This is a genomic window from Pyxidicoccus xibeiensis, assembly GCF_024198175.1.
Taxonomy (GTDB): Bacteria; Myxococcota; Myxococcia; order Myxococcales; family Myxococcaceae; genus Myxococcus; species Myxococcus xibeiensis.
This window is the reverse complement of record NZ_JAJVKV010000010.1, coordinates 91,264-108,939: the sequence shown is the minus strand read 5'-3', so window position 1 is coordinate 108,939 and position 17,676 is coordinate 91,264. Positions and strand designations below refer to the sequence as shown.

General features: G+C 70.2%; 15 protein-coding genes. 12 read left to right on the top strand and 3 right to left on the bottom strand.

The genetic code is table 11. From position 1 onward, the window contains the following. Positions 1–165 precede the first annotated feature (165 nt). On the bottom strand, positions 166–588 hold the full coding sequence (locus LXT23_RS34865) for a hypothetical protein (protein WP_253984715.1): 423 nt from the start codon (positions 586–588) through the stop codon (positions 166–168). On the opposite strand from LXT23_RS34865, the gene LXT23_RS34860 reads away from it, so the two are divergent. The 4 genes from LXT23_RS34860 to LXT23_RS34845 all read left to right on the top strand — a co-directional run bounded on the left by LXT23_RS34860 (position 587) and on the right by LXT23_RS34845 (position 6,128). After that, positions 587–2,293 carry a DUF4912 domain-containing protein gene (locus LXT23_RS34860; protein ID WP_253984714.1) on the top strand — a complete coding sequence of 569 codons (1,707 nt, stop codon included), beginning with the start codon at positions 587–589 and terminating at the stop codon, positions 2,291–2,293. The genes LXT23_RS34865 and LXT23_RS34860 overlap by 2 nt on opposite strands. A 25-nt stretch (positions 2,294–2,318) precedes the next feature. Continuing rightward, positions 2,319–3,911: a glycoside hydrolase family 57 protein gene (locus tag LXT23_RS34855; protein ID WP_253984713.1), complete on the top strand. Its 1,593-nt coding sequence runs from the start codon at positions 2,319–2,321 to the stop codon at positions 3,909–3,911. Positions 3,912–4,009: 98 nt separating this feature from the next. Beyond that, complete coding sequence (locus tag LXT23_RS34850) at positions 4,010–5,512, top strand: Do family serine endopeptidase (protein ID WP_253984712.1); 1,503 nt, start codon at positions 4,010–4,012, stop codon at positions 5,510–5,512. A 22-nt stretch (positions 5,513–5,534) separates the two neighbouring features. Next, entirely contained in the window at positions 5,535–6,128 is a 594-nt protein-coding gene (locus tag LXT23_RS34845; RefSeq protein ID WP_253984711.1) for an SGNH/GDSL hydrolase family protein, read from the top strand. Between the two features lie 16 nt (positions 6,129–6,144). Here the strand turns inward: LXT23_RS34845 and LXT23_RS34840 are convergent, their stop codons facing one another. After that, on the bottom strand, positions 6,145–8,079 hold the full coding sequence (locus LXT23_RS34840; protein ID WP_253984710.1) for a GGDEF domain-containing protein: 1,935 nt from the start codon (positions 8,077–8,079) through the stop codon (positions 6,145–6,147). Between the two features lie 173 nt (positions 8,080–8,252). Between LXT23_RS34840 and pgeF the strand changes: the two genes are divergently transcribed. The 8 genes from pgeF (at position 8,253) to LXT23_RS34795 (ending at position 17,072) form a co-directional block, all read left to right on the top strand. Then, a complete protein-coding gene (pgeF, locus tag LXT23_RS34835) occupies positions 8,253–9,014 on the top strand; it encodes a peptidoglycan editing factor PgeF (protein WP_253984709.1) in 762 nt (253 codons plus the stop codon). Between the two features lie 83 nt (positions 9,015–9,097). Next, positions 9,098–9,943, top strand: a complete 846-nt coding sequence (locus tag LXT23_RS34830; protein WP_253984708.1) for a tetratricopeptide repeat protein — start codon at positions 9,098–9,100, stop codon at positions 9,941–9,943. 26 nt (positions 9,944–9,969) lie between these two features. Further along, positions 9,970–11,181 (top strand): LysM peptidoglycan-binding domain-containing protein, encoded by a 1,212-nt coding sequence (locus LXT23_RS34825; protein ID WP_253984707.1) that lies wholly within the window; start codon positions 9,970–9,972, stop codon positions 11,179–11,181. A 136-nt stretch (positions 11,182–11,317) separates the two neighbouring features. Beyond that, positions 11,318–12,439: a DNA-processing protein DprA gene (locus LXT23_RS34820; RefSeq protein ID WP_253984706.1), complete on the top strand. Its 1,122-nt coding sequence runs from the start codon at positions 11,318–11,320 to the stop codon at positions 12,437–12,439. Positions 12,440–12,450: 11 nt separating this feature from the next. After that, positions 12,451–15,021 carry a type I DNA topoisomerase gene (gene topA / locus LXT23_RS34815; RefSeq protein ID WP_407692934.1) on the top strand — a complete coding sequence of 857 codons (2,571 nt, stop codon included), beginning with the start codon at positions 12,451–12,453 and terminating at the stop codon, positions 15,019–15,021. 161 nt (positions 15,022–15,182) lie between these two features. Next, positions 15,183–15,923, top strand: a complete 741-nt coding sequence (locus tag LXT23_RS34805) for a MotA/TolQ/ExbB proton channel family protein (RefSeq protein ID WP_253984705.1) — start codon at positions 15,183–15,185, stop codon at positions 15,921–15,923. Between the two features lie 18 nt (positions 15,924–15,941). After that, positions 15,942–16,487: an ExbD/TolR family protein gene (locus LXT23_RS34800; protein ID WP_253984704.1), complete on the top strand. Its 546-nt coding sequence runs from the start codon at positions 15,942–15,944 to the stop codon at positions 16,485–16,487. A 3-nt stretch (positions 16,488–16,490) separates the two neighbouring features. Further along, positions 16,491–17,072 (top strand): ExbD/TolR family protein, encoded by a 582-nt coding sequence (locus LXT23_RS34795; RefSeq protein ID WP_253984703.1) that lies wholly within the window; start codon positions 16,491–16,493, stop codon positions 17,070–17,072. Positions 17,073–17,114: 42 nt separating this feature from the next. Here LXT23_RS34795 and LXT23_RS34790 read toward each other — a convergent pair whose 3' ends face one another. Beyond that, a complete protein-coding gene (locus tag LXT23_RS34790; RefSeq protein WP_253984702.1) occupies positions 17,115–17,507 on the bottom strand; it encodes a TraR/DksA family transcriptional regulator in 393 nt (130 codons plus the stop codon). Positions 17,508–17,676 lie beyond the last annotated feature (169 nt).

Below are 17,676 nucleotides of genomic sequence, written 5' to 3'. Positions count from 1 at the left end.
CATCGGGCGAAGCAGGGGAGGGGGGGTCGGGCGAAGAACACATGAAATGCTGGCACGTTGACCCTCCAGTGCCAGCGACCTAAAGGCCACCTTGCCTATGGACGACCTCAAGAGCGTAACCGTCAGCTACCTCAGAGAGCTGGCCCAGAAGCACCTGGGGAGCGGTTACAGCAAGCTGAAGAAGGAGGAGTTGATCTCCGCGCTGGCTGCGCACGTCCCTGCCCTGGCGAAGCTCGCCCGCCTGGCAGGTCTCACCGTGCCGCGCAAAAGTTCCGCTGCCAAAGGTTCTGCCGCGCCTGCGAAGAAGGCCGCTGCCTCCTCTTTCAAGGCTTCCACCTCCAAGGAATCCGCCAGGGGCGCCAAGGGCAAGGGTCCGGAGAAGGAGGCTCCTCGCGCGGCGAAGGCTCCCGTCGAGAAGCCCGTGGCGAAGAGCAGGACCGCAAAGAAGCCGGACCAGGAGGGGCGGGTGTCCGCGCCGAAGCGCGTGGCGGCAAAGCGAGCGTCGGAGAAGCCGGGCGCCAACCCGCCTGCCCGCCCTGCGCAGGTGGTGAACTTCCCGCCCAAACCGCGCGGCTCGAAGGAGTCCATGCCTCCCGAGCCTCCCCCGTCCACCCCGCCCGTGGAGTCGGCCGCCAGCGCTGGAGGCGTGAGCGTCCCGGCGCCGCCTCCGGAAGCACCTGCCCCGGCTGCCGCCGTCGCCTCGCCGCCGGAGCCGCCCAGCGTCCAGCACGTCGCGGAGCCGGTGGTGGAGGGCTTCTTCGTGGCGCGGGTCATGGGAGAGGGCGAGGCGCGCAGTCACCATCTGGTGGACGCGTCACCGCCGCCTCCCCCCGAGAACAGCCCTCCAGCGGATGACGAAGGGCTGGGAGAGCTGCCGCACAGCTACCAGGATGACAGCGCGCTGCTGCTGCCGAGGGACCCGTACACCCTCTTCGTGTCCTGGGACTTCAGCGACGCCTCGCGGAACCGGGCACTGAAGGGACTGGACGCTCCGCGCTCCGTGCTGCGGGTGTTCGAGGGCGAGAAGATGGTGCGCGAGCTGGACTGTGCGCTCGAGTCTCGCAGCTTCTACATCCGGGAGCTGCCCCCGGGCCGGTACTACCGCGTCGAGGTGCACTTCGTCGGAAGGAATGGACGTTCGCACCGCATCGGTCCCTCGACCAACCGCGTGGCGCTGCCGCCCACCGGCACGTCGACGGACACCAGCGTGCGTTTCCTGCGCGTTCCGCCGCGCCGGCCCGAGCCGCAGTTCGTCCCGGAGGCCGTGCCCGCGGCGCGCGCGCGGACGCCCGAGGTCGAGGAGCGCGAGTACATCACCTGGCGCAGGGTCAACCTGCCGGGCAGCGGTGGTGTGCAGGACATTCCCGAGTCCCGCCGCGAACGGACGGGCCCCGACGCCCTGGGCGCGTCGGACGAGCGCTACATGGAGTCGCAGGAGCGCGCGCCCGGTGCCTCGGACCAGCGCTACATGGATTCGCAGGAGCGGGTGCCCGGTGCTTCGGACCAGCGCTATGTGGAGTCGCAGGCGCGGGTGCCCGGTGCTTCGGACATGCGCTACGTGGAGTTCCAGGCGCGAGCGCCCGGTGCCTCGGACCAGCGCTACCTGGACTCGCCGGGCAGGGCGCCGGGAGCCTCCGAGCAGCGCTATGTGGAGGGAGCCGCGCAGCGAGGCCATCAGTACCTCGACATCGGCCGCGCACCCGGTGCTTCGGACATGCGCTACGCGGAAGGGGCGGCCAGCGGAGCGCGGACTGCGCATCAGTACCTGGACATCGGCCGTGCGCCCGGCGCGTCGGACATGCGCTATCTGGAGACGACGGGCCGCGCTCCTGGCGCCTCCGACCTGCGCTACCTGGAGTCGCCGCCACGTGCTCCGGGTGCTTCCGACCAGCGCTACCTCGAGGCTCCTGCTCGGGTGACGGGCGCCTCGGACCAGCGCTACCTGGAGTCGCCGGCACGTGCTCCGGGGGCTTCCGACATGCGCTATCTGGAGTCGCCGCCGCGCGCCTCTGGCGCCTCGGACCTGCGCTACCTGGAGTCACCGCCACGCGCGGCTGGTGCTTCGGACCAGCGCTACCTGGAGTCGCCGGCACGTGCTCCGGGTGCTTCGGACCAGCGCTACCTGGAGTCGCCGCCGCGTGCACCCGGTGCCTCCGACCAGCGCTACCTGGAGTCACCGCCGCGTGCTCCGGGCGCGTCGGACCAGCGCCACCTCGACTCTTCGCCGCGTCCTCAAGGCTCCACGGAAGAGCCCACCCTCCGGAAGCCGCCTTCGGGCAGCGGCCATTCGTGAACCCGCACGGACACTTCGACTGCTTATGAGCCTGGGCTCTCTCGCGCTGGTCCTTCACGCGCACCTTCCCTTCGTCCGACACCCCGAGCACGAGGACTTCCTCGAGGAGGACTGGCTCTACGAAGCCATCTCCGAGACGTACCTCCCGCTGCTGCTCGTCTTCGACAAGCTGGCCGAGGACGGCATCAAGTTCCGGGTGACTATGACGCTGTCCCCGACGCTCGTCGCCATGCTGCGCGACGAGCTGCTCATGTCGCGCTACGCACGGCGGCTGGACTCGCTGTGCGAGCTGGGCGCGCGCGAGGTCCACCGCACCCGCGATGCCCCCACCTTCGGACGGCTGGCCCGCTTCCACCGGGAGCACTTCGAGTCGCTGCGCACGGCCTTCCACGAGCGCTACCGGCGCGACCTGGTCTTCGCCTTCCGCCGCCTCCAGGACGCGGGCTACCTGGACATCCTCACCTGCAACGCCACGCACGGCTTCCTGCCGCTCATGCAGCAGGTGCCGGAGGCGGTGCGCGCGCAGGTGTCGGTGGCCGCCAACCACTACCGGCAGAACTTCGGTAGAGACCCCGCCGGCATCTGGCTGGCCGAGTGCGGCTACTACCCGGGGCTGGAGCGCGTGCTGGCCAACGAGCGCATCCGCTACTTCTTCGTGGACACGCACGCCCTGACGGACGCCGTCCCGCGCCCGCTGCACGGCCCCTACGCCCCCATCTTCACCGAGGCGGGGGTGGCCGCCTACGCGAGAGACCCGGAGAGCAGCCAGCAGGTGTGGAGCACCGAGCACGGCTATCCCGGCGACCCGGACTACCGCGAGTTCTACCGGGACATCGGCTGGGACCTGGACCTGGACTACATCCGCCCGTACATCCAGCCCACCGGCGACCGCAAGAACACCGGCTTCAAGTACTTCCGCATCACCGGGAAGACGAACGACAAGCAGCCCTATGACCCGGACGTCGCCCGCGAGCGCGCCGCGGTCCACGCCGGCAACTTCCTCTACAACCGCGAGCGGCAGATTGAGTACCTCGCCTCGCGCCTGGGCGGCCGCAAGCCGGTGGTCGTCGCGCCGTACGACGCCGAGCTGTTCGGCCACTGGTGGTTCGAGGGGCCCATGTTCCTCGACTTCCTCATCCGCAAGGCCGCCTCGGACCAGAAGACGTTCCAACTGGTGTCACCGTCCGACGACCTGCGCGAGTACCCGGAGAACCAGGTGGCCACGCCGCCGCTGTCCTCGTGGGGCGCGGGCGGCTACTCGCACATGTGGCTGGACAGCGCCAACGACTGGGTCTACCGCCACCTGCACCACTGCGCGAAGCAGATGGTGGAGCTGGCCCGGGACTTCCCCGACGACACCGGCTCCCTGCCGCGCCGGGCGCTCAACCAGGCCGCGCGCGAGCTGCTGCTCGCCCAGTCCTCCGACTGGGCCTTCATCATGAAGACCGGCACCATGGTGGAGTACGCCCAACGCCGCACCCGCGAGCACGTGCTCCGCTTCCAGAAGCTGCACGACCAGGTGCGCGCCGGCGCCATCGACGAGCCCTGGCTCACCCAGGTGGAGGGGCGCGACAACCTCTTTCCAGAGCTCGACTACCGCATCTACCGGCCTGGTTGAGCGCTCTGGGGACAGGCGGGGTGGCCGCCCGTCCTCCCGCCGTTCCGAGCCTGCGTTTCGCTTGCGGTGCGTCTTTTCCGCCTTAGCTAGGAGTACATATGAACCGTTCTTCCGTCGCTTTCCGGAGGGCCCTGGTCGCCGCGCTCCTCCTCGCGCTGCCGGGCGTCGCGCCTGCCCAGGCCCCGGCCCCGAAGCCGGCGCCGCCCGCGCCTCAGGCCCAGCAGCAGGCTCCCGCGCAGGGGGCCAACGTGCTCCAGCCCGCCACGCGCGAGGCTCAGGCGCTGCCGTCGCTGGCCCCGCTGGTGGAGTCGGTGAAGTCCGCGGTGGTCAACGTGGACGTTCAGGCCCGCGGCGGCACGCGCGGGGGCGGCATGGAGGACAACCCGCTCTTCGACCGCTTCTTCGGCGGCGGCGGTGGACCGGGAGGCGAGCGGCGCGCGCCGCTGCGCCAGGGCGCGGGCTCCGGCTTCATCATCGACCCCAAGGGCATCATCCTCACCAACAACCACGTGGTGGAGGACGCGGTCTCCATCACCATCCGGCTGGATGACGGGCGCTCCTTCCCCGCGGACGTGGTGGGGAGGGACCCTCTCACCGACGTGGCGCTGGTGAAGCTGAAGGAGAAGGTGGAGAACCTGCCGACGGTGAAGCTGGGCGACTCGGACGCGCTGCGCGTGGGCGACTGGGTGGTGGCCATCGGCAACCCGTTCGGCCTGGCCTCCAGCGTCAGCCTGGGCATCGTCTCCGCGCGGGCCCGCGAGATTGGCGCCAGCGCGTACGACGAGTTCCTCCAGACGGACGCCGCCATCAACCCCGGCAACTCCGGCGGCCCGCTCTTCAACATGAAGGGCGAGGTGGTGGGCATCAACACCGCCATCGTCGGCGGCGGCACCGGCATCGGCTTCGCGGTGCCCAGCAACCTGGTGACGGCGCTGCTGCCGCAGCTCCAGAAGGAAGGGGCCGTCACCCGCGCGTGGCTGGGCGTGGGCATCCAGGACCTGACGCGAGACCTGGCCAGCGCGCTCAAGCTCCCCGTGACGGAGGGCGCCATCCTCACCGAGGTGAGGGGCGACTCGCCGGCGGCCAAGGCCGGGCTGAAGACGGACGACGTCGTCACCGCCATCGACGGGCGGACGGTGAGCTCCAGCAGCGAGCTGACGCGCACCGTGGCCCTCAAGCGGCCGGGCAGCGTCTCCACGCTGAGCATCTTCCGCGAGGGCAAGAAGCAGGACGTGAAGGTGACGCTGGGCACGCGGCCGGACCTGGAGGGCGTGGCCGCCAAGAAGTCCCGCGAGAGCGACGAGCAGGAGAGCTCGCGCCGCGTGGGCGTCAGCCTGCAGAACCTCGACGTGCGCACCGCGCGGCAGGCGGGCTTCACCGAGCGCCAGGGCGCGCTCGTCACCGACGTGGTGCCAGGCTCCCCCGCGGACCGCGCGCAGCTGGAGCCCGGCATGCTGGTGGTGGAGGTCAACCGCAAGCCGGTGAGCAGCGCGGACGAGCTGGCGAAGGTCATCAAGGGCGCCCAGGCCGGCAGCACGCTGCTGCTGCGCGTGGCCGGGCCGGGCGGGGTGCGCTCCCTGCGCGCCCTGCGGGTGCCGTGAGGCACGGGAGACGCGAAGCAGGATGAGCATCCACTACGTCGCGCTCGGCGACAGTACGGCGGTGGGGGTGGGGGCGGCGCGCGGCGGGGGCTACCCGGAGCGCCTCGCCTCCCGCCTGCGGAAGGACGGCCTGTCCGTGGGCTTCACCAACCTGGGCCAGAGCGGTGCCCGCATCCGCGACGTCTTCACCCAGCAGGTGAAGCGCGCCGTGGCGGAGCAGCCCACCCTGGTGACGCTGGGCGTGGGCACCAACGACATCTGGCGCGGCACCGCGCTGGAGGACTTCCAGGACGACCTGGACCGCATCGCCCGCCGGCTGAAGCAGACGGGCGCGCCCCTGGTCCTGGTGAACATCGCGGACATGGCCCTGGCGCCGGTGGCGAAGCTGGTGCCGAGCGCCCTCTACGAGGGCCGCATCGAGCCCTTCAACGCCGCCCTGGCGGAGGTGGCGCGGGCCCATGGCCTGCACCTGGTGGACCTCTACACGGCCAGCAAGGAGATGATCCCCAACGGCCCCCACTTCTTCTGTCACGACGGCTTCCACCCGTCCGACGTGGGCTACGAGGAGTGGGCGGACCTGATGCTGCCCACGGTGCGCACGCTGGTGACCCGCTGAAGCAGCACGTCTGGCGCTACGCCTTGGCCACGCCGCCCGGCGCGGTGGCGCCCGGGACGGTGGGCGGCTCGGCGGGCGGGGCATGGGGGCCGCGCTCGCGGCCGGGGTGCATCTCCATGCCGGCCTCGAACGAGGTGGTCCGGTTGCGGCCGGTGCGCTTGCTGCAGTAGAGCGCCGCGTCCGCGCAGTCCACCAGCTCCTCCTGGGTGGTGGCGTCGGAAGGGAAGTGGGCCACGCCGATGGACACGGTGACGTGGTTGCCGGGCAGGCCGGGCTGGGCCAGCAGCACCGTCTCCGCCACCGCGCGGCGCAGCTTCTCCGCCACCTCCGCCGCGTCCGCCTTGGTGGCCTGGGGCAGGAGGATGACGAACTCCTCGCCGCCGTAGCGCGCCAGCGTGTCCACCTTGCGCACGCGCACGCGGAGCACGTCGCAGACGCGGCGGAGCGTCTCGTCGCCCACCCGGTGGCCCGCCACGTCGTTGAGGCGCTTGAAGTGGTCCACGTCCACCATGAGCAGCGCCAGCGGCGTGCCGAAGCGCTGCGCCCGCGCCAGCTCCAGCTCCATGCGCTGGAACAGGTGCCGGCGGTTGGGCACGCCGGTGAGCGGGTCCGTCATGGTGAGCTTCACCGTCTCCGCGTGCAGCCGCGCGTTCTTCGCCGCCGTGGCCGTCAGGTCCGCGACGGCCGTCAACAGCTCGATTTCCTCCGCGGAGAAGCTGGCCACCTCCGGGCGCTGGAAGTTCATCACCCCCAGCAACGTCCCCATGTGCACCATGGGGACGGCCAGCAGCGCGCCCCGGTCCATGGCGCCTTCCACCAGGCCCCGCCGCGCGAAGATGCTCGTCCGGTCGTCCAGGTCCGGCAGGTACACCGCCTTGTGCGACTCCGCCGCGCGCCCGCACGCGCCCTCGCCCACCGCGAAGGTGAGCCCCTCCGTGCCCCCGTCCTCGGGCCACGCGTGCTTCACCTCCAGCAGCCCCTCCTCGTTGAGGAGCATGATGGAGAAGTCCGGAATCTTCAGCCGCTCCACCACCAGCCGGGTGACGGCCTCCAGCAGCTCGTCCAGCTCCAGCGTGGCGTTGAGCGAGCGCGCCACGTCGAACAGCAGCGACAGCTCCCGCAGCCGCTCCTCGAGCTCCTCCTTGAGGGCCAGCTTCTCCTTCACCACCGCCAGGTCCCGGTGGGTGTCTATCTCCTCCACCTTCATCGCGGTGAGCCGCGCCAGCATCTGGTTGAAGGCCGAGCCCAGCCGCGCCAGCTCGTCGGTGCCCCGCGCGTCCGCGCGCACCAGCAAATCTCCCGCCTCCGCGCGCCCCATGGCCGCGTTCAGCCGCCGCAGCGGGCGCGTGAGGTTGAAGTGCAGCGCCAGCGAGGTGATGAGCGCCAGCAGGGTGACGAACAGCACCATGGAGCCCAGCGCGCCGCGAAACACCTCGGTGAGCTGCAGGTGCAGCGCCGGCTCCGACATCCGCATCTGCAGCACGCTGGCGCCCGGCACCTCCCCCTCGGTGTGGCAGCTGCCGCACTCGGGCCCTCCCAGGGGCCGCACCACCTCCGTCACCCCCGCGGTGGAGCGCGCCGTCTCCGGCCCGGGGGCCGTCAGCCGCCGCGCCTCCTCGTGCACCGTGCCCACCTCTTCCGGCCGGCGAGACCAGCGGATGCGCCCGTCCGGCGTCAGCACCCGCACGTCCTCCACCGAGCGGAACAGCCGCGTGTCCGAGCGCAGCATCTCCGTCACCGCCTCGTGCGGCGGGGTGTCCGGCAGCTGCGGCAGCGCGAAGGTGGAGGCCACGAACTCCGCCAGGGCGAGCGACTCCACCTGCGTGGCGTCCTGGACGGCCACCCGCGCCTCGCGCCAGAAATGACCCACCCCGAGCAACGCCACCACCAACCCCGGCAGGGCAATGCTCAGAAGGAGCTTCCTGCCTACGGTGTCGGGACCCAGGGGCATGCGCTTGTTCGCAGCTCTCCGAAGCAGTGGCTTAAGCGTGTTTCACGAAAACTCACCGGAATTGTCAATTGGGTGACGCGCACTGTCAAACGTAGTTGCACAAGAATTTTCCTATTTCGTTGGTGTTGCCTTCCTCGCTGCCGCCTGCGACGGGATGGGTTACAGGAGACTGCATGGCGACCGAGTTCCTCTCCTCTGCGCTGCTTCCCGTGCCCCATGGCTTCGCCACGCGAGCCGGGGGCGTGTCCGAAGGACCCTACGCGTCACTCAACCTGGGCTTCTCCACCGGAGACGAGCGGAGCCGGGTGGAGGAGAACCACCGCCGGCTGGCCGCGGCGGCGGGCGCGTCGCTGGGGGCGCTGGGCCGCGTGTCCCAGGTGCATGGGGACCGGGTGCTGGAGGCGCGGGCGGGGCAGGGGGGCGAGGGCTTGAGGCCGGTGGAGGGCGAGGCGGACGGGCTGTGGACGGAGGCGCCGGAGACGTGGGTGGCGGTGGGCACGGCGGACTGCGTGCCGGTGCTGCTGGTGGACCCGGACGGCCGGCGGGTGGCGGCGGTGCACTCGGGGTGGCGGGGGACGGACGCGGACATCAGCGCCCGCGCGGTGGAATTGCTGGTGGCGAAGGGGGCCCGGGCACAGCGGCTGCTGGCGGCGGTGGGGCCCTGCATCCAGCGCTGCTGCTACGAGGTCTCCGACGAGCTGGGCCAGCGCTTCACCGGGCGGTTCGGCGCGGAGGTGGTGGAGTCCGCGGGCGGCGCGGTGCGGCTGGACCTGTCACGAGCGGTGCGGCTGACGCTGCTGCGGGCGGGGCTGAAGCCGGAGCACGTGGACGTGCTACGGGCCTGTACCGCGTGTGAGCCTGCTCGCTTCTTCTCCCACCGCCGTGACGCGGGGCGCACCGGACGTCACCTCAATTACGTGGTACACCGCTTCTAGCCCACCGGTGCGCGCCGGCCGTTTTCTTGACGCTCTCCGAAGGGCCTTCCTATCCTCGGGCTGATCCCCGTCCGAAGAGGCCCGTGCCCGCGCGCTCCGTCATCCTCCGTCTGCTCGCCGCCGCGCCCCTGTGCGTGCTGAGCGCCTGTGCCACCACGGCCGCGTCCCAGACGGACGTGGACGCGCTGAAGGCCGAGGTGCGCACGCTGCGCGAGAGCCAGACCCGGCTGCGTGAGCGGCTGGAGCGGCTGGAGGCACACGACGCGGTGGAGAAGGCCCGCGCCGCCGGCCCCGCCCGGCCCGCGTCCCCGAAGCAGGCCGACGCCGACGAGGCCGGGAGCGCCACGCCGGAGCTGGCGGTGGTGAAGCTCAAGCCGCGCCATGAGCCCGCGCCGAAGCTGCCCACCGCGGTGCCCGTGGTGGAGCCGGACTCCGAGCAGATGGAGATGTTCATCAGCGCCGTCCCCGAGGGCGGTGCCGCGTCCGGGGGCGAGGCCGCCACCGTGGTGACCGCGGGCGACGACGCCTCGGGCGAGCCGCAGGTGGACCCCGACGTGCTGGACGCCGAGTACGAGAAGTCCGTGTCGCTCTTGCGCACGGGCAACGTGGAGGGCGGCGTGGAGCGCCTGCGCCGCTTCGCCGAGGAGCACCCGCGCCACCCGCGCGCCGACAACGCGCTGTACTTCAGCGGGCTGGGGCAGATGGGGCTCCAGGAGTTCAAGGACGCCGCGCGGACGTTCGAGCGGCTCATCAGCACCTATCCCGCCGGGGATGCCATGCTGGACAGCATGCTCCGGCTCGCCGAGTGCCGGACGCGGCTCAACCAGGCCGCGGATGCCAGGGCGCTCTATACCCGCGTCGTCACCCAGTTCCCGGGGACGGCCGCCGCCACGCAGGCGGAGCAGCGGCTCGCCGCGCTCCCGCAGTGATGCCTCTTTCGAAAGGACGTCGTCGGATGCGCTCCCAAATCCTCACCTCGCTGATGCTGGGCCTGGCCATCACGCCGGCCTGGAGCGCTCGCGCCCAGGAGGGCGAGGAGCAGGAGACGGAGACCGGCAGCGAGACGGAGGGCGCCGAGGTCATGGACGAGGCCCCCGAGCCGCCGCGCTCCGGCAACGTGACGCTTCCCCCGGGCGCGCCCCGCGGCCGTGAGAGCGCCCCGGGCGAGGTCCACTCGGTGCAGGAGGGCGACACGCTGTGGGACTTGTCCCAGCGCTACCTGGGCAGCCCCTGGTACTGGCCCAAGGTCTGGTCCTACAACCCGGAGATCGCCAACCCGCATTGGATCTACCCGGGCAACCAGGTGCGCTTCTTCGCCGGCGGCGAGGAGGTGCCCCGCCGCGTGGACGAGATGGTGGTGGACCCGGGAGACGTCGACGCGCCCACGGAGCTGAGCGGCGGCGACCTGGTGACGGTGACGGGGAAGATTGGCTACGACGTGGCCGCCGCGCGGCCGGTGACGACCCAGGGCTTCGTCACCCAGCGCGAGCTGGACGAGGCGGGCCGCATCGAGGGCTCGTCCTCCGGCGCGCTGATGCTGTCCTTCCCGGACAACGTCTACGTGCGCTTCAAGAAGAAGGGCAGCGCCAAGGTCGGTGACCGGTACGTCGTCTTCCACACCACCCAGCCAGTCCAACACCCGAAGACGGGCAAGAAGCTCGGCTTCCTCACCGACTTCCTGGGCACGCTGCGCGTGGTGCGCGTGAGTGAGAATGTCGTCACCGCGCAGGTTGTCGACACGTGGGACGGCATGGAGCGCGGCGACCTGGTGGGCCCCTACGGCGAGAAGCTCACCGAGCGCATCGCCCCCCGGCCCAACACGAAGGAGGTCCAGGCCACCGTCATCACCGCCCTGGTGCCGTACCTCACGGTGCTCGGCGAGCATCACACCGTGGTGGTGGACAAGGGCAGCGCGGAGGGCGTGCAGCTGGGCAACACCTTCACCATCCTCCGCCAGGGCGACCCGTCGCGGCAGGTGCTGGGCCAGGAGGCGAAGCCGCTCTCCAAGAACGAGCTGCGCTTCCCCTGGGAGAACATCGGCACCTGCATGGTGACCGAGGTGAAGGAGCGCACCTCCAACTGCCTCATGCTGCGCTCGCTGGAGGAGCTCGTCCCGGGGGACCGCGCCCTCATGCGCCCCGAGCCCGCCCCCAGCGCCAGCCGCTGAGCCCCGGCAGGAAATGTGCATGGCCGGCCCCGGCGGAGGGGCTGAGTGCTTGACCGGTGGCGGTCCGGTGTCTATGTGTCGCGCCCCTCCTGGCGGCCCACCTTCTATATAGGTGGGAAACGGGCAGGGGTCGGGTATGGCGGACGCGGACACGGACAGCCTCACGATGGAGCAGCAGGCCTCCCTGGCACTCTGGGCCGTCCCTGGCCTGGGGCCGAGGACGCTGGCCGCCCTGCGCGCCTTCGCGGATGGGAGCCTGGCCGCGCTCGCGTCGGTCCCTGTACGGGACTGGGTGTCCCAGGCGCCGGTCTCCCGACAGGTACGCCTCAGGCTGGCGGCGGTGGAGGGGCTGCCGGCCCTGGCTGAGCGGCTGCTCGAGGCCTGCCGGCGGGGGGGCATGAGGGTGGCATTCGCCGGCGCTCGCGCATATCCGGACCGGTTGAGGGAGGTGGAGGACGCGCCGCCGCTGCTGTTCTACCGGGGCCAGCCCGGCCTGCCGCGGCGGCGGGTGGCCATGGTGGGCAGCCGGCATCCGGACCAGGGCTTCCTGCCCTTCGCGCGCAGGTTCGCCCGGCAGGTGGCGGAGGGTGGGGTGGGCGTGGTGTCGGGCGCGGCGGCTGGAGTGGACCAGGCGTGTCACTGGGGCGCGCTGGATGCGGGCGGGGAGACGTGGGCCTTCCTGGGGTCTGCCCTGGATGCGTTGGACTCGGCGCAAGCCCGCCTGCTTCCTCACCTTTTGGACGGGGGCGGGGTGTTCTTCAGCGAGCTGCCTCCGGGCGTCCGGGCGAGTACCACCACGTTCCCGCGCCGCAACCGACTCATCTCCGGCGCATCCGATGTGGTCCTGGTGCTGAGGGCGGGGTCGGGGTCGGGGAGCCTGTACACGGCGGAGGCAGGGCGGGCGCAGGGGCGACCCGTCTTCGCGCTGCCGGGTGACGTGACACAGCAGGCGGCGGTCGGCTGCAACGCGCTGCTCAGGGACGGGCACGCGAGGGCGTGTACGGGCCCGGCGGATGTATTGAAGGCGCTGGGCATCACCCCCGGAGTCACGGTGTCACCGGGGAAGGGAGATTCGTGGGACGCGCTCTCCGCGGAAGCGAAGGGCGCTTATGAGGTGTTGGACCGGGTTCCCCGGACATTCGATGAGGTGCTGGTCGGCAGCACCCTCTCCCCGGCGGCGCTCGCCAGCGCGCTGGTGGAACTGGAATTGACGGGTCTGGTCATCCAGCACCCGGGACGGTTGTACGAAAAGGTCTAGGTAGGAGAGTCATGGCCACGCGGACGAAGAAGAAGGCGGAAGACACGGAGGCGACCGAGGACACGGCGCCCCGCAAGGCGACCAAGAAGGCCGCCAAGAAGAAGCCTGCGGCCAAGGCGAAGAAGGCAAAGGCGAAGAAGACCGCGGCCCGCCGCCGCGCCACCAAGGGTGACGACGACACGCTCCCCACCGTCGACGCAGACGCGGACGGCGAGGAGCCCGTCGCGCGCCGGGGCAAGGGCCCGCACTACCTCGTGGTGGTGGAGTCGCCCGCGAAGGCGAAGACCATCAAGAAGTACCTGGGCACCGGCTACACGGTGAAGGCCTCCGTGGGCCACGTGAAGGACCTGCCCAAGAGCAAGATTGGCGTCGACGTCGAGCACGACTTCCAGCCCGAGTACGAGGTCATCAAGGGCAAGGAGAAGGTGCTCAACGAGCTGAAGAAGATGGCGAAGTCCGCCGACCGCGTCTTCCTCGCGACGGACCCCGACCGCGAGGGCGAGGCGATTGCCTGGCACATCAAGGAGGAGCTCGCCCACCCCGACGCCCTCCGCGTGACGTTCAACGAAATCACCAAGAAGGCCGTCCAGGAGGCCATCGCCCAGCCCCGCGAGCTGAACCAGGACAACTACGACTCGCAGCAGACGCGCCGCATCCTGGACCGGCTGGTGGGCTATCAAATCTCCCCGCTGCTCTGGCAGAAGATCCGCCGGGGCCTGTCCGCCGGCCGCGTGCAGTCGGTGGCGGTGCGCCTCGTCGTGGAGCGCGAGGCGGAAATCAAGGCCTTCGTCCCCGAGGAGTACTGGTCGCTGGACGCGCTGCTGGCCGGCCCCACCGGCCCGCCGCCCTTCAAGGCCAAGCTGTCCAAGGTGGACGGCAAGAAGATGGAGCTGAAGGACCGCGCCACCACCGAGGGGCTCGTCGCCGAGCTGCAGGGCGCCGACTTCGTGGTGGCCAAGGTGGACCGCCGCGAGCGCCGCCGCAACGCGCCCGCGCCCTTCATCACCTCCAAGCTGCAGCAGGAGGCCGCCAACCGGCTGTCCTTCACCGCCAAGAAGACGATGACGCTGGCCCAGAAGCTCTACGAGGGCGTACCCCTCGGCGAGGAGGGCCAGACGGCGCTCATCACGTACATGCGCACGGACTCCACGCGCCTGTCGGACGACGCGGTGGCGCAGGTGCGCGAGCTCATCGGCACGAAGTACGGCAAGGACTACCTGCCGGAAGAGCCGGTGGTGTACCGCTCCCGGAAGAGCGCGCAGGACGCCCACGAGGCCATCCGCCCCACGTCCCTGGAGTACCCGCCCGAGCGGGTGCGGCCCTTCTTCGAGGCCATGGACGAGCAGGACATGTTCCGCCTGTACGAGCTCATCTGGAACCGCTTCGTGGCGTGCCAGATGAAGCCGGCCGTCTATGACCAGACGAGCGCGGACATCTCCGCGGGCCGGGCCACCTTCCGCGCCTCCGGCAGCACGCTGAAGTTCCCCGGCTACCTCGCGGTGTACGGCGCGGGCCTCACCCCCGAAGAGGAGTCGGAGAAGGAGAAGGCCAAGGCCGCCGGCGACGAGGGCGCGGACGGCGCGGACGCCGTTGGCGAGCTGCCCGTGCTGAACGACGGCGACAAGCTGACCCTGCAGAAGCTGCTGCACGAGCAGCACTTCACCCAGCCGCCCCCGCGCTTCAGCGAGGCCACGCTGGTGAAGGAGCTGGAGGAGCGCGGCATCGGCCGGCCGTCCACCTACGCGGCCATCCTGTCCACCATCCAGGACAAGAAGTACGTGGAGAAGCTGGAGGGCCGCTTCCGGCCCACCGACCTGGGGCAGATGACCAACGAGATGCTGGTCAAGCACTTCCCCCACGAGCTGGACGTCACCTTCACCGCCACCATGGAGGAGAAGCTCGACCAGATCTCCGAGGGCGGCACCAGCTGGAAGGCAGTGCTGCACGACTTCTACGGGCCCTTCAAGGAGACGCTCGAGAAGGCGAAGGCGGAGATGCGCGACGTCAAGCGCGAGGAGATCAAGACCGACATCGCCTGCGAGAAGTGCGGCAACCTCTTCGTCATCAAGTTCGGGAAGATGGGGCACTTCCTCGCCTGCTCGAACTACCCCGACTGCAAGAACACCAAGGACTTCAAGCGGGACGCCGAGGGGAAGATCGTCATCGTGGAGGAGGAGACCACGGACGAGACGTGCGAGAAGTGCGGCAAGCCCATGGTCATCAAGCGCGGCCGCTTCGGGCGCTTCATGGCGTGCTCGGGCTACCCGGACTGCAAGACGTCCAAGCCCATCTCCATCGGCGTGGGGTGCCCGGACTGCAAGCAGGGCTACCTCACCGAGCGCCGCAGCGGCCGCGGGAAGATCTTCTTCGGCTGCAACCGGTACCCGGACTGCAAGTTCGCCGCGTGGGACAGGCCGCTCGCCGAGCAGTGCCCGCAGTGCGCGTCCCCATACCTCCTGCAGAAGTTCTCCAAGCGGGACGGCGCCTACATCTCCTGCCCCAACAAGGAGTGCGGGTACCGCCGGGAAGTCGTGGAGCAGGCAGGCGTACCGGCCGCACCGGAAGCTCCCTCGGCCGCTTGAAATCCCAGTAGTTCCAGGGGGCTGGCCCGCCCGCGTCTTGACACGCTCGGCGGGCCCGCCCTACAAGTCCAGGCTGCCCCCTCCTCGGGGAGAGTCTCGTGGGTGCCCGTGTCCGGACGGGCCCCCCTGGGGGGACGGGCGTCGAAAGGACTGCAGGCGCAATGATTCTCTCGGTGAGCGAGCTGCTGCTGGACGTGACCCTTGCGGCCACGGAAGGCGGCAAGATGGGCCTCACGGACTCCACCATCAAGTTCTTCAAGGATGGCGGTCCGTTCATGTTCGTGAACCTGTTCTGGCTGGCCTGCTCGTTGGCGGTGGCGCTCGAGCGCATCGTCACGGTGGTGTTCCGCTACAACCTGCCCGCGCCGCCGTTCATGGAGCAGATCGCCAAGCTGGTGCGCAGCGGCAACCTGGACCGCGCGGTGAAGGTGTGCGGCATGGCGCCCCACTCGCCGCTGGCGAAGGTCATCCGCGCGGGCCTGGTGAACGCCAACCGCGGCGAGATTGAAGTCGCCAAGGCCGTGGAAGAGGCCATCGTCGAGCACAGCCCGCACGTGTCCAAGCGCATCCCCTGGCTGTGGTCCCTGGCGAACATCGCCACGCTGGTGGGGCTGGTCGGCACCATCTTCGGCCTCATCGGCACCTTCCAGGCGCTGGGCAACGTGCCGGCGGAGCAGAAGCAGGTGCTGCTGTCAGACGGTATCTCCAAGGCGATGAACAACACCGCCTTCGCGCTCTCCATCGCGGTGCTCTGCATCGTCTTCCACCTGTTCCTGACGTCGTACGCCAAGGGGCTGGTGGAATCGATGGAGCTCAACGCGCTCAAGCTGGAGAACCTCCTGTCGCGCCGCGGCGGCGTGGACCCGGGCGCGACCGAGCCGGCGGAGGCCCGCGCGTCGTAACGCGGGCTGCGTGCGTCCATGGCGTTCCACTACTCCCGGCGCAAGCTGAAGGTCCGTGAGGAAGAAGAGTCGGGCGAGCTGAACATCGTCCCGTACCTCGACATCCTCATGAACCTCATCATCTTCATGCTGCTGTCGATTACCGGCCTGGCCACGTTCGGCATCCTGAACGTCAATGCCCCCAGCTACGGCGCGCCGTCCGCGGGCGTGACGCAGGAAGGGGCCGACGAGCCTGACCTGCTGCTCTCGGTGCTCATCTCCAAGAAGGGGCACTTCATCAGCAGCCAGAACGCGACCATCACCCCGGAAGGGGCGACGCCGGATACGCCCTCCGTCCCCGTGAAGGCGGACGGCACCCACGACTTCGCGGCGCTCACCGCGAGGATGGTGGAGGTCAAGGCGGCCTCCGTCGACGCCAAGGGGAAGGCCGAGACGAAGGTCATCGTGGGCGCGGACCCGGACATCCCCTACGAGACGCTGATCCAGACGCTGGACGCCATCCGCGAGACGCCGGGCAAGGATCGCCGGCTGCTGTTCCCGGACGTCACCCTGGCGGGGACCTGAGCCATGTCCGAGACGCTCAATCCCACCGTGGCCGAGGCCGACGAGGAGTCCCTGGCCCGCCTGCGCTACCGCAAGGCGCTGGCCCGCAAGAAGCGCAAGGAGCGCGAGGCCGCTGGCGAAATCAAGGAGCTGAACATCACCGCGATGATGGACATGATGACCATCCTCCTGGTGTTCCTGCTCAAGTCCTTCGCCTCGTCCTCCGCGGCCATCACCGCGTCCGAGGACGTGCGGCCGCCCGTGTCCAGCACGCGCGCCACGCCGAAGGACACGGTGGCCATCACCGTCACCCCCAAGAACATCCTGGTCGGTGACAAGGAAGTGATGCGGCTGCAGAACGGCCAGCTCCCCGCCGACAAGCTGCAGGGCCGGCTGGTGCTGCCGCTGGACGCGGCGCTGAAGAAGGAAGTGGAGAAGCTGAAGTACATCGCCGAGCGGAATCCCTCGGCCCCCTTCAGCAGGGAGCTGTCCGTCATCGCGGACAAGAAGATTCCCTACGACATGCTCCTCACCGTGCTCTACACGGCGGGGCAGAACGAGCTGGAGAACTACCGGTTCGTCGTCCTCCAGAAGGAAGGCGAGTAGGGCGCTCCCCGGGCGGCGGCGGGAGCGCCCGTCTGCCGTCGCCTAGAGCGAGGGCATGGCCATGTGCCCGCCGCGCGTCTCTATCTCGTGGATGCTGGCGTCCTCCTCGCAGCGGATGGCGAAGGGCAGGGCCTCCAGCCGCTCGATGGGGATTTCGAAGCCGCAGTCCACGCAGTCTCCGAAGACGCCCATCTCCATGCGGCGCAGGGCCGCGTCGATGAGCATCACCTCGCGGCGCTGGGACTCCATCAGGCTGGACAGCGTGTAGTCCGCCAGCTCCGACTGGGCGTTCTCCTCGTACTCGGGGTCCCTCTCCTGGTCCTTCAGTGCCGTCAGCTCACGGTGTGCGCCCGCGCTGGCGTGGAGGATGTCCCGCCGCCGGCGCTGGAGGAGCTCGCGAATCCTGTTCAGGTCATTGCTTCGGCTGATCGCCATGTCTCCGTCGCTCCCAGATTTCGAGTTCACTTCCGCTCGCCCGGATGAAGGCCGCCCCGGAGCGGCGAACGCGAGAAACGTAGGGGTTCAACCCAGGTAGGGAAACCGCGCCTTCCAGACGGAGGCGCAGGTGGCCTGGTGAGCAGCCGGGCAGGCAGGACGGTCAAGG

Bases quoted from the DNA above. Each gene is read 5' to 3' on its own strand.
- LXT23_RS34820 (WP_253984706.1), top strand. From the start codon at position 11,318: ATGGCGGACGCGGACACGGACAGCCTCACGATGGAGCAGCAGGCCTCC.
- LXT23_RS34825 (WP_253984707.1), top strand. From the start codon at position 9,970: ATGCGCTCCCAAATCCTCACCTCGCTGATGCTGGGCCTGGCCATCACG.
- LXT23_RS34795 (WP_253984703.1), top strand. From the start codon at position 16,491: ATGTCCGAGACGCTCAATCCCACCGTGGCCGAGGCCGACGAGGAGTCC.
- pgeF (WP_253984709.1), top strand. From the start codon at position 8,253: ATGGCGACCGAGTTCCTCTCCTCTGCGCTGCTTCCCGTGCCCCATGGC.
- LXT23_RS34800 (WP_253984704.1), top strand. From the start codon at position 15,942: ATGGCGTTCCACTACTCCCGGCGCAAGCTGAAGGTCCGTGAGGAAGAA.
- LXT23_RS34805 (WP_253984705.1), top strand. From the start codon at position 15,183: ATGATTCTCTCGGTGAGCGAGCTGCTGCTGGACGTGACCCTTGCGGCC.
- topA (WP_407692934.1), top strand. From the start codon at position 12,451: ATGGCCACGCGGACGAAGAAGAAGGCGGAAGACACGGAGGCGACCGAG.
- LXT23_RS34850 (WP_253984712.1), top strand. From the start codon at position 4,010: ATGAACCGTTCTTCCGTCGCTTTCCGGAGGGCCCTGGTCGCCGCGCTC.
- LXT23_RS34845 (WP_253984711.1), top strand. From the start codon at position 5,535: ATGAGCATCCACTACGTCGCGCTCGGCGACAGTACGGCGGTGGGGGTG.
- LXT23_RS34865 (WP_253984715.1), bottom strand. From the start codon at position 588: ATGGACTCCTTCGAGCCGCGCGGTTTGGGCGGGAAGTTCACCACCTGC.
- LXT23_RS34790 (WP_253984702.1), bottom strand. From the start codon at position 17,507: ATGGCGATCAGCCGAAGCAATGACCTGAACAGGATTCGCGAGCTCCTC.
- LXT23_RS34860 (WP_253984714.1), top strand. From the start codon at position 587: ATGCCTCCCGAGCCTCCCCCGTCCACCCCGCCCGTGGAGTCGGCCGCC.
- LXT23_RS34855 (WP_253984713.1), top strand. From the start codon at position 2,319: ATGAGCCTGGGCTCTCTCGCGCTGGTCCTTCACGCGCACCTTCCCTTC.
- LXT23_RS34840 (WP_253984710.1), bottom strand. From the start codon at position 8,079: ATGCCCCTGGGTCCCGACACCGTAGGCAGGAAGCTCCTTCTGAGCATT.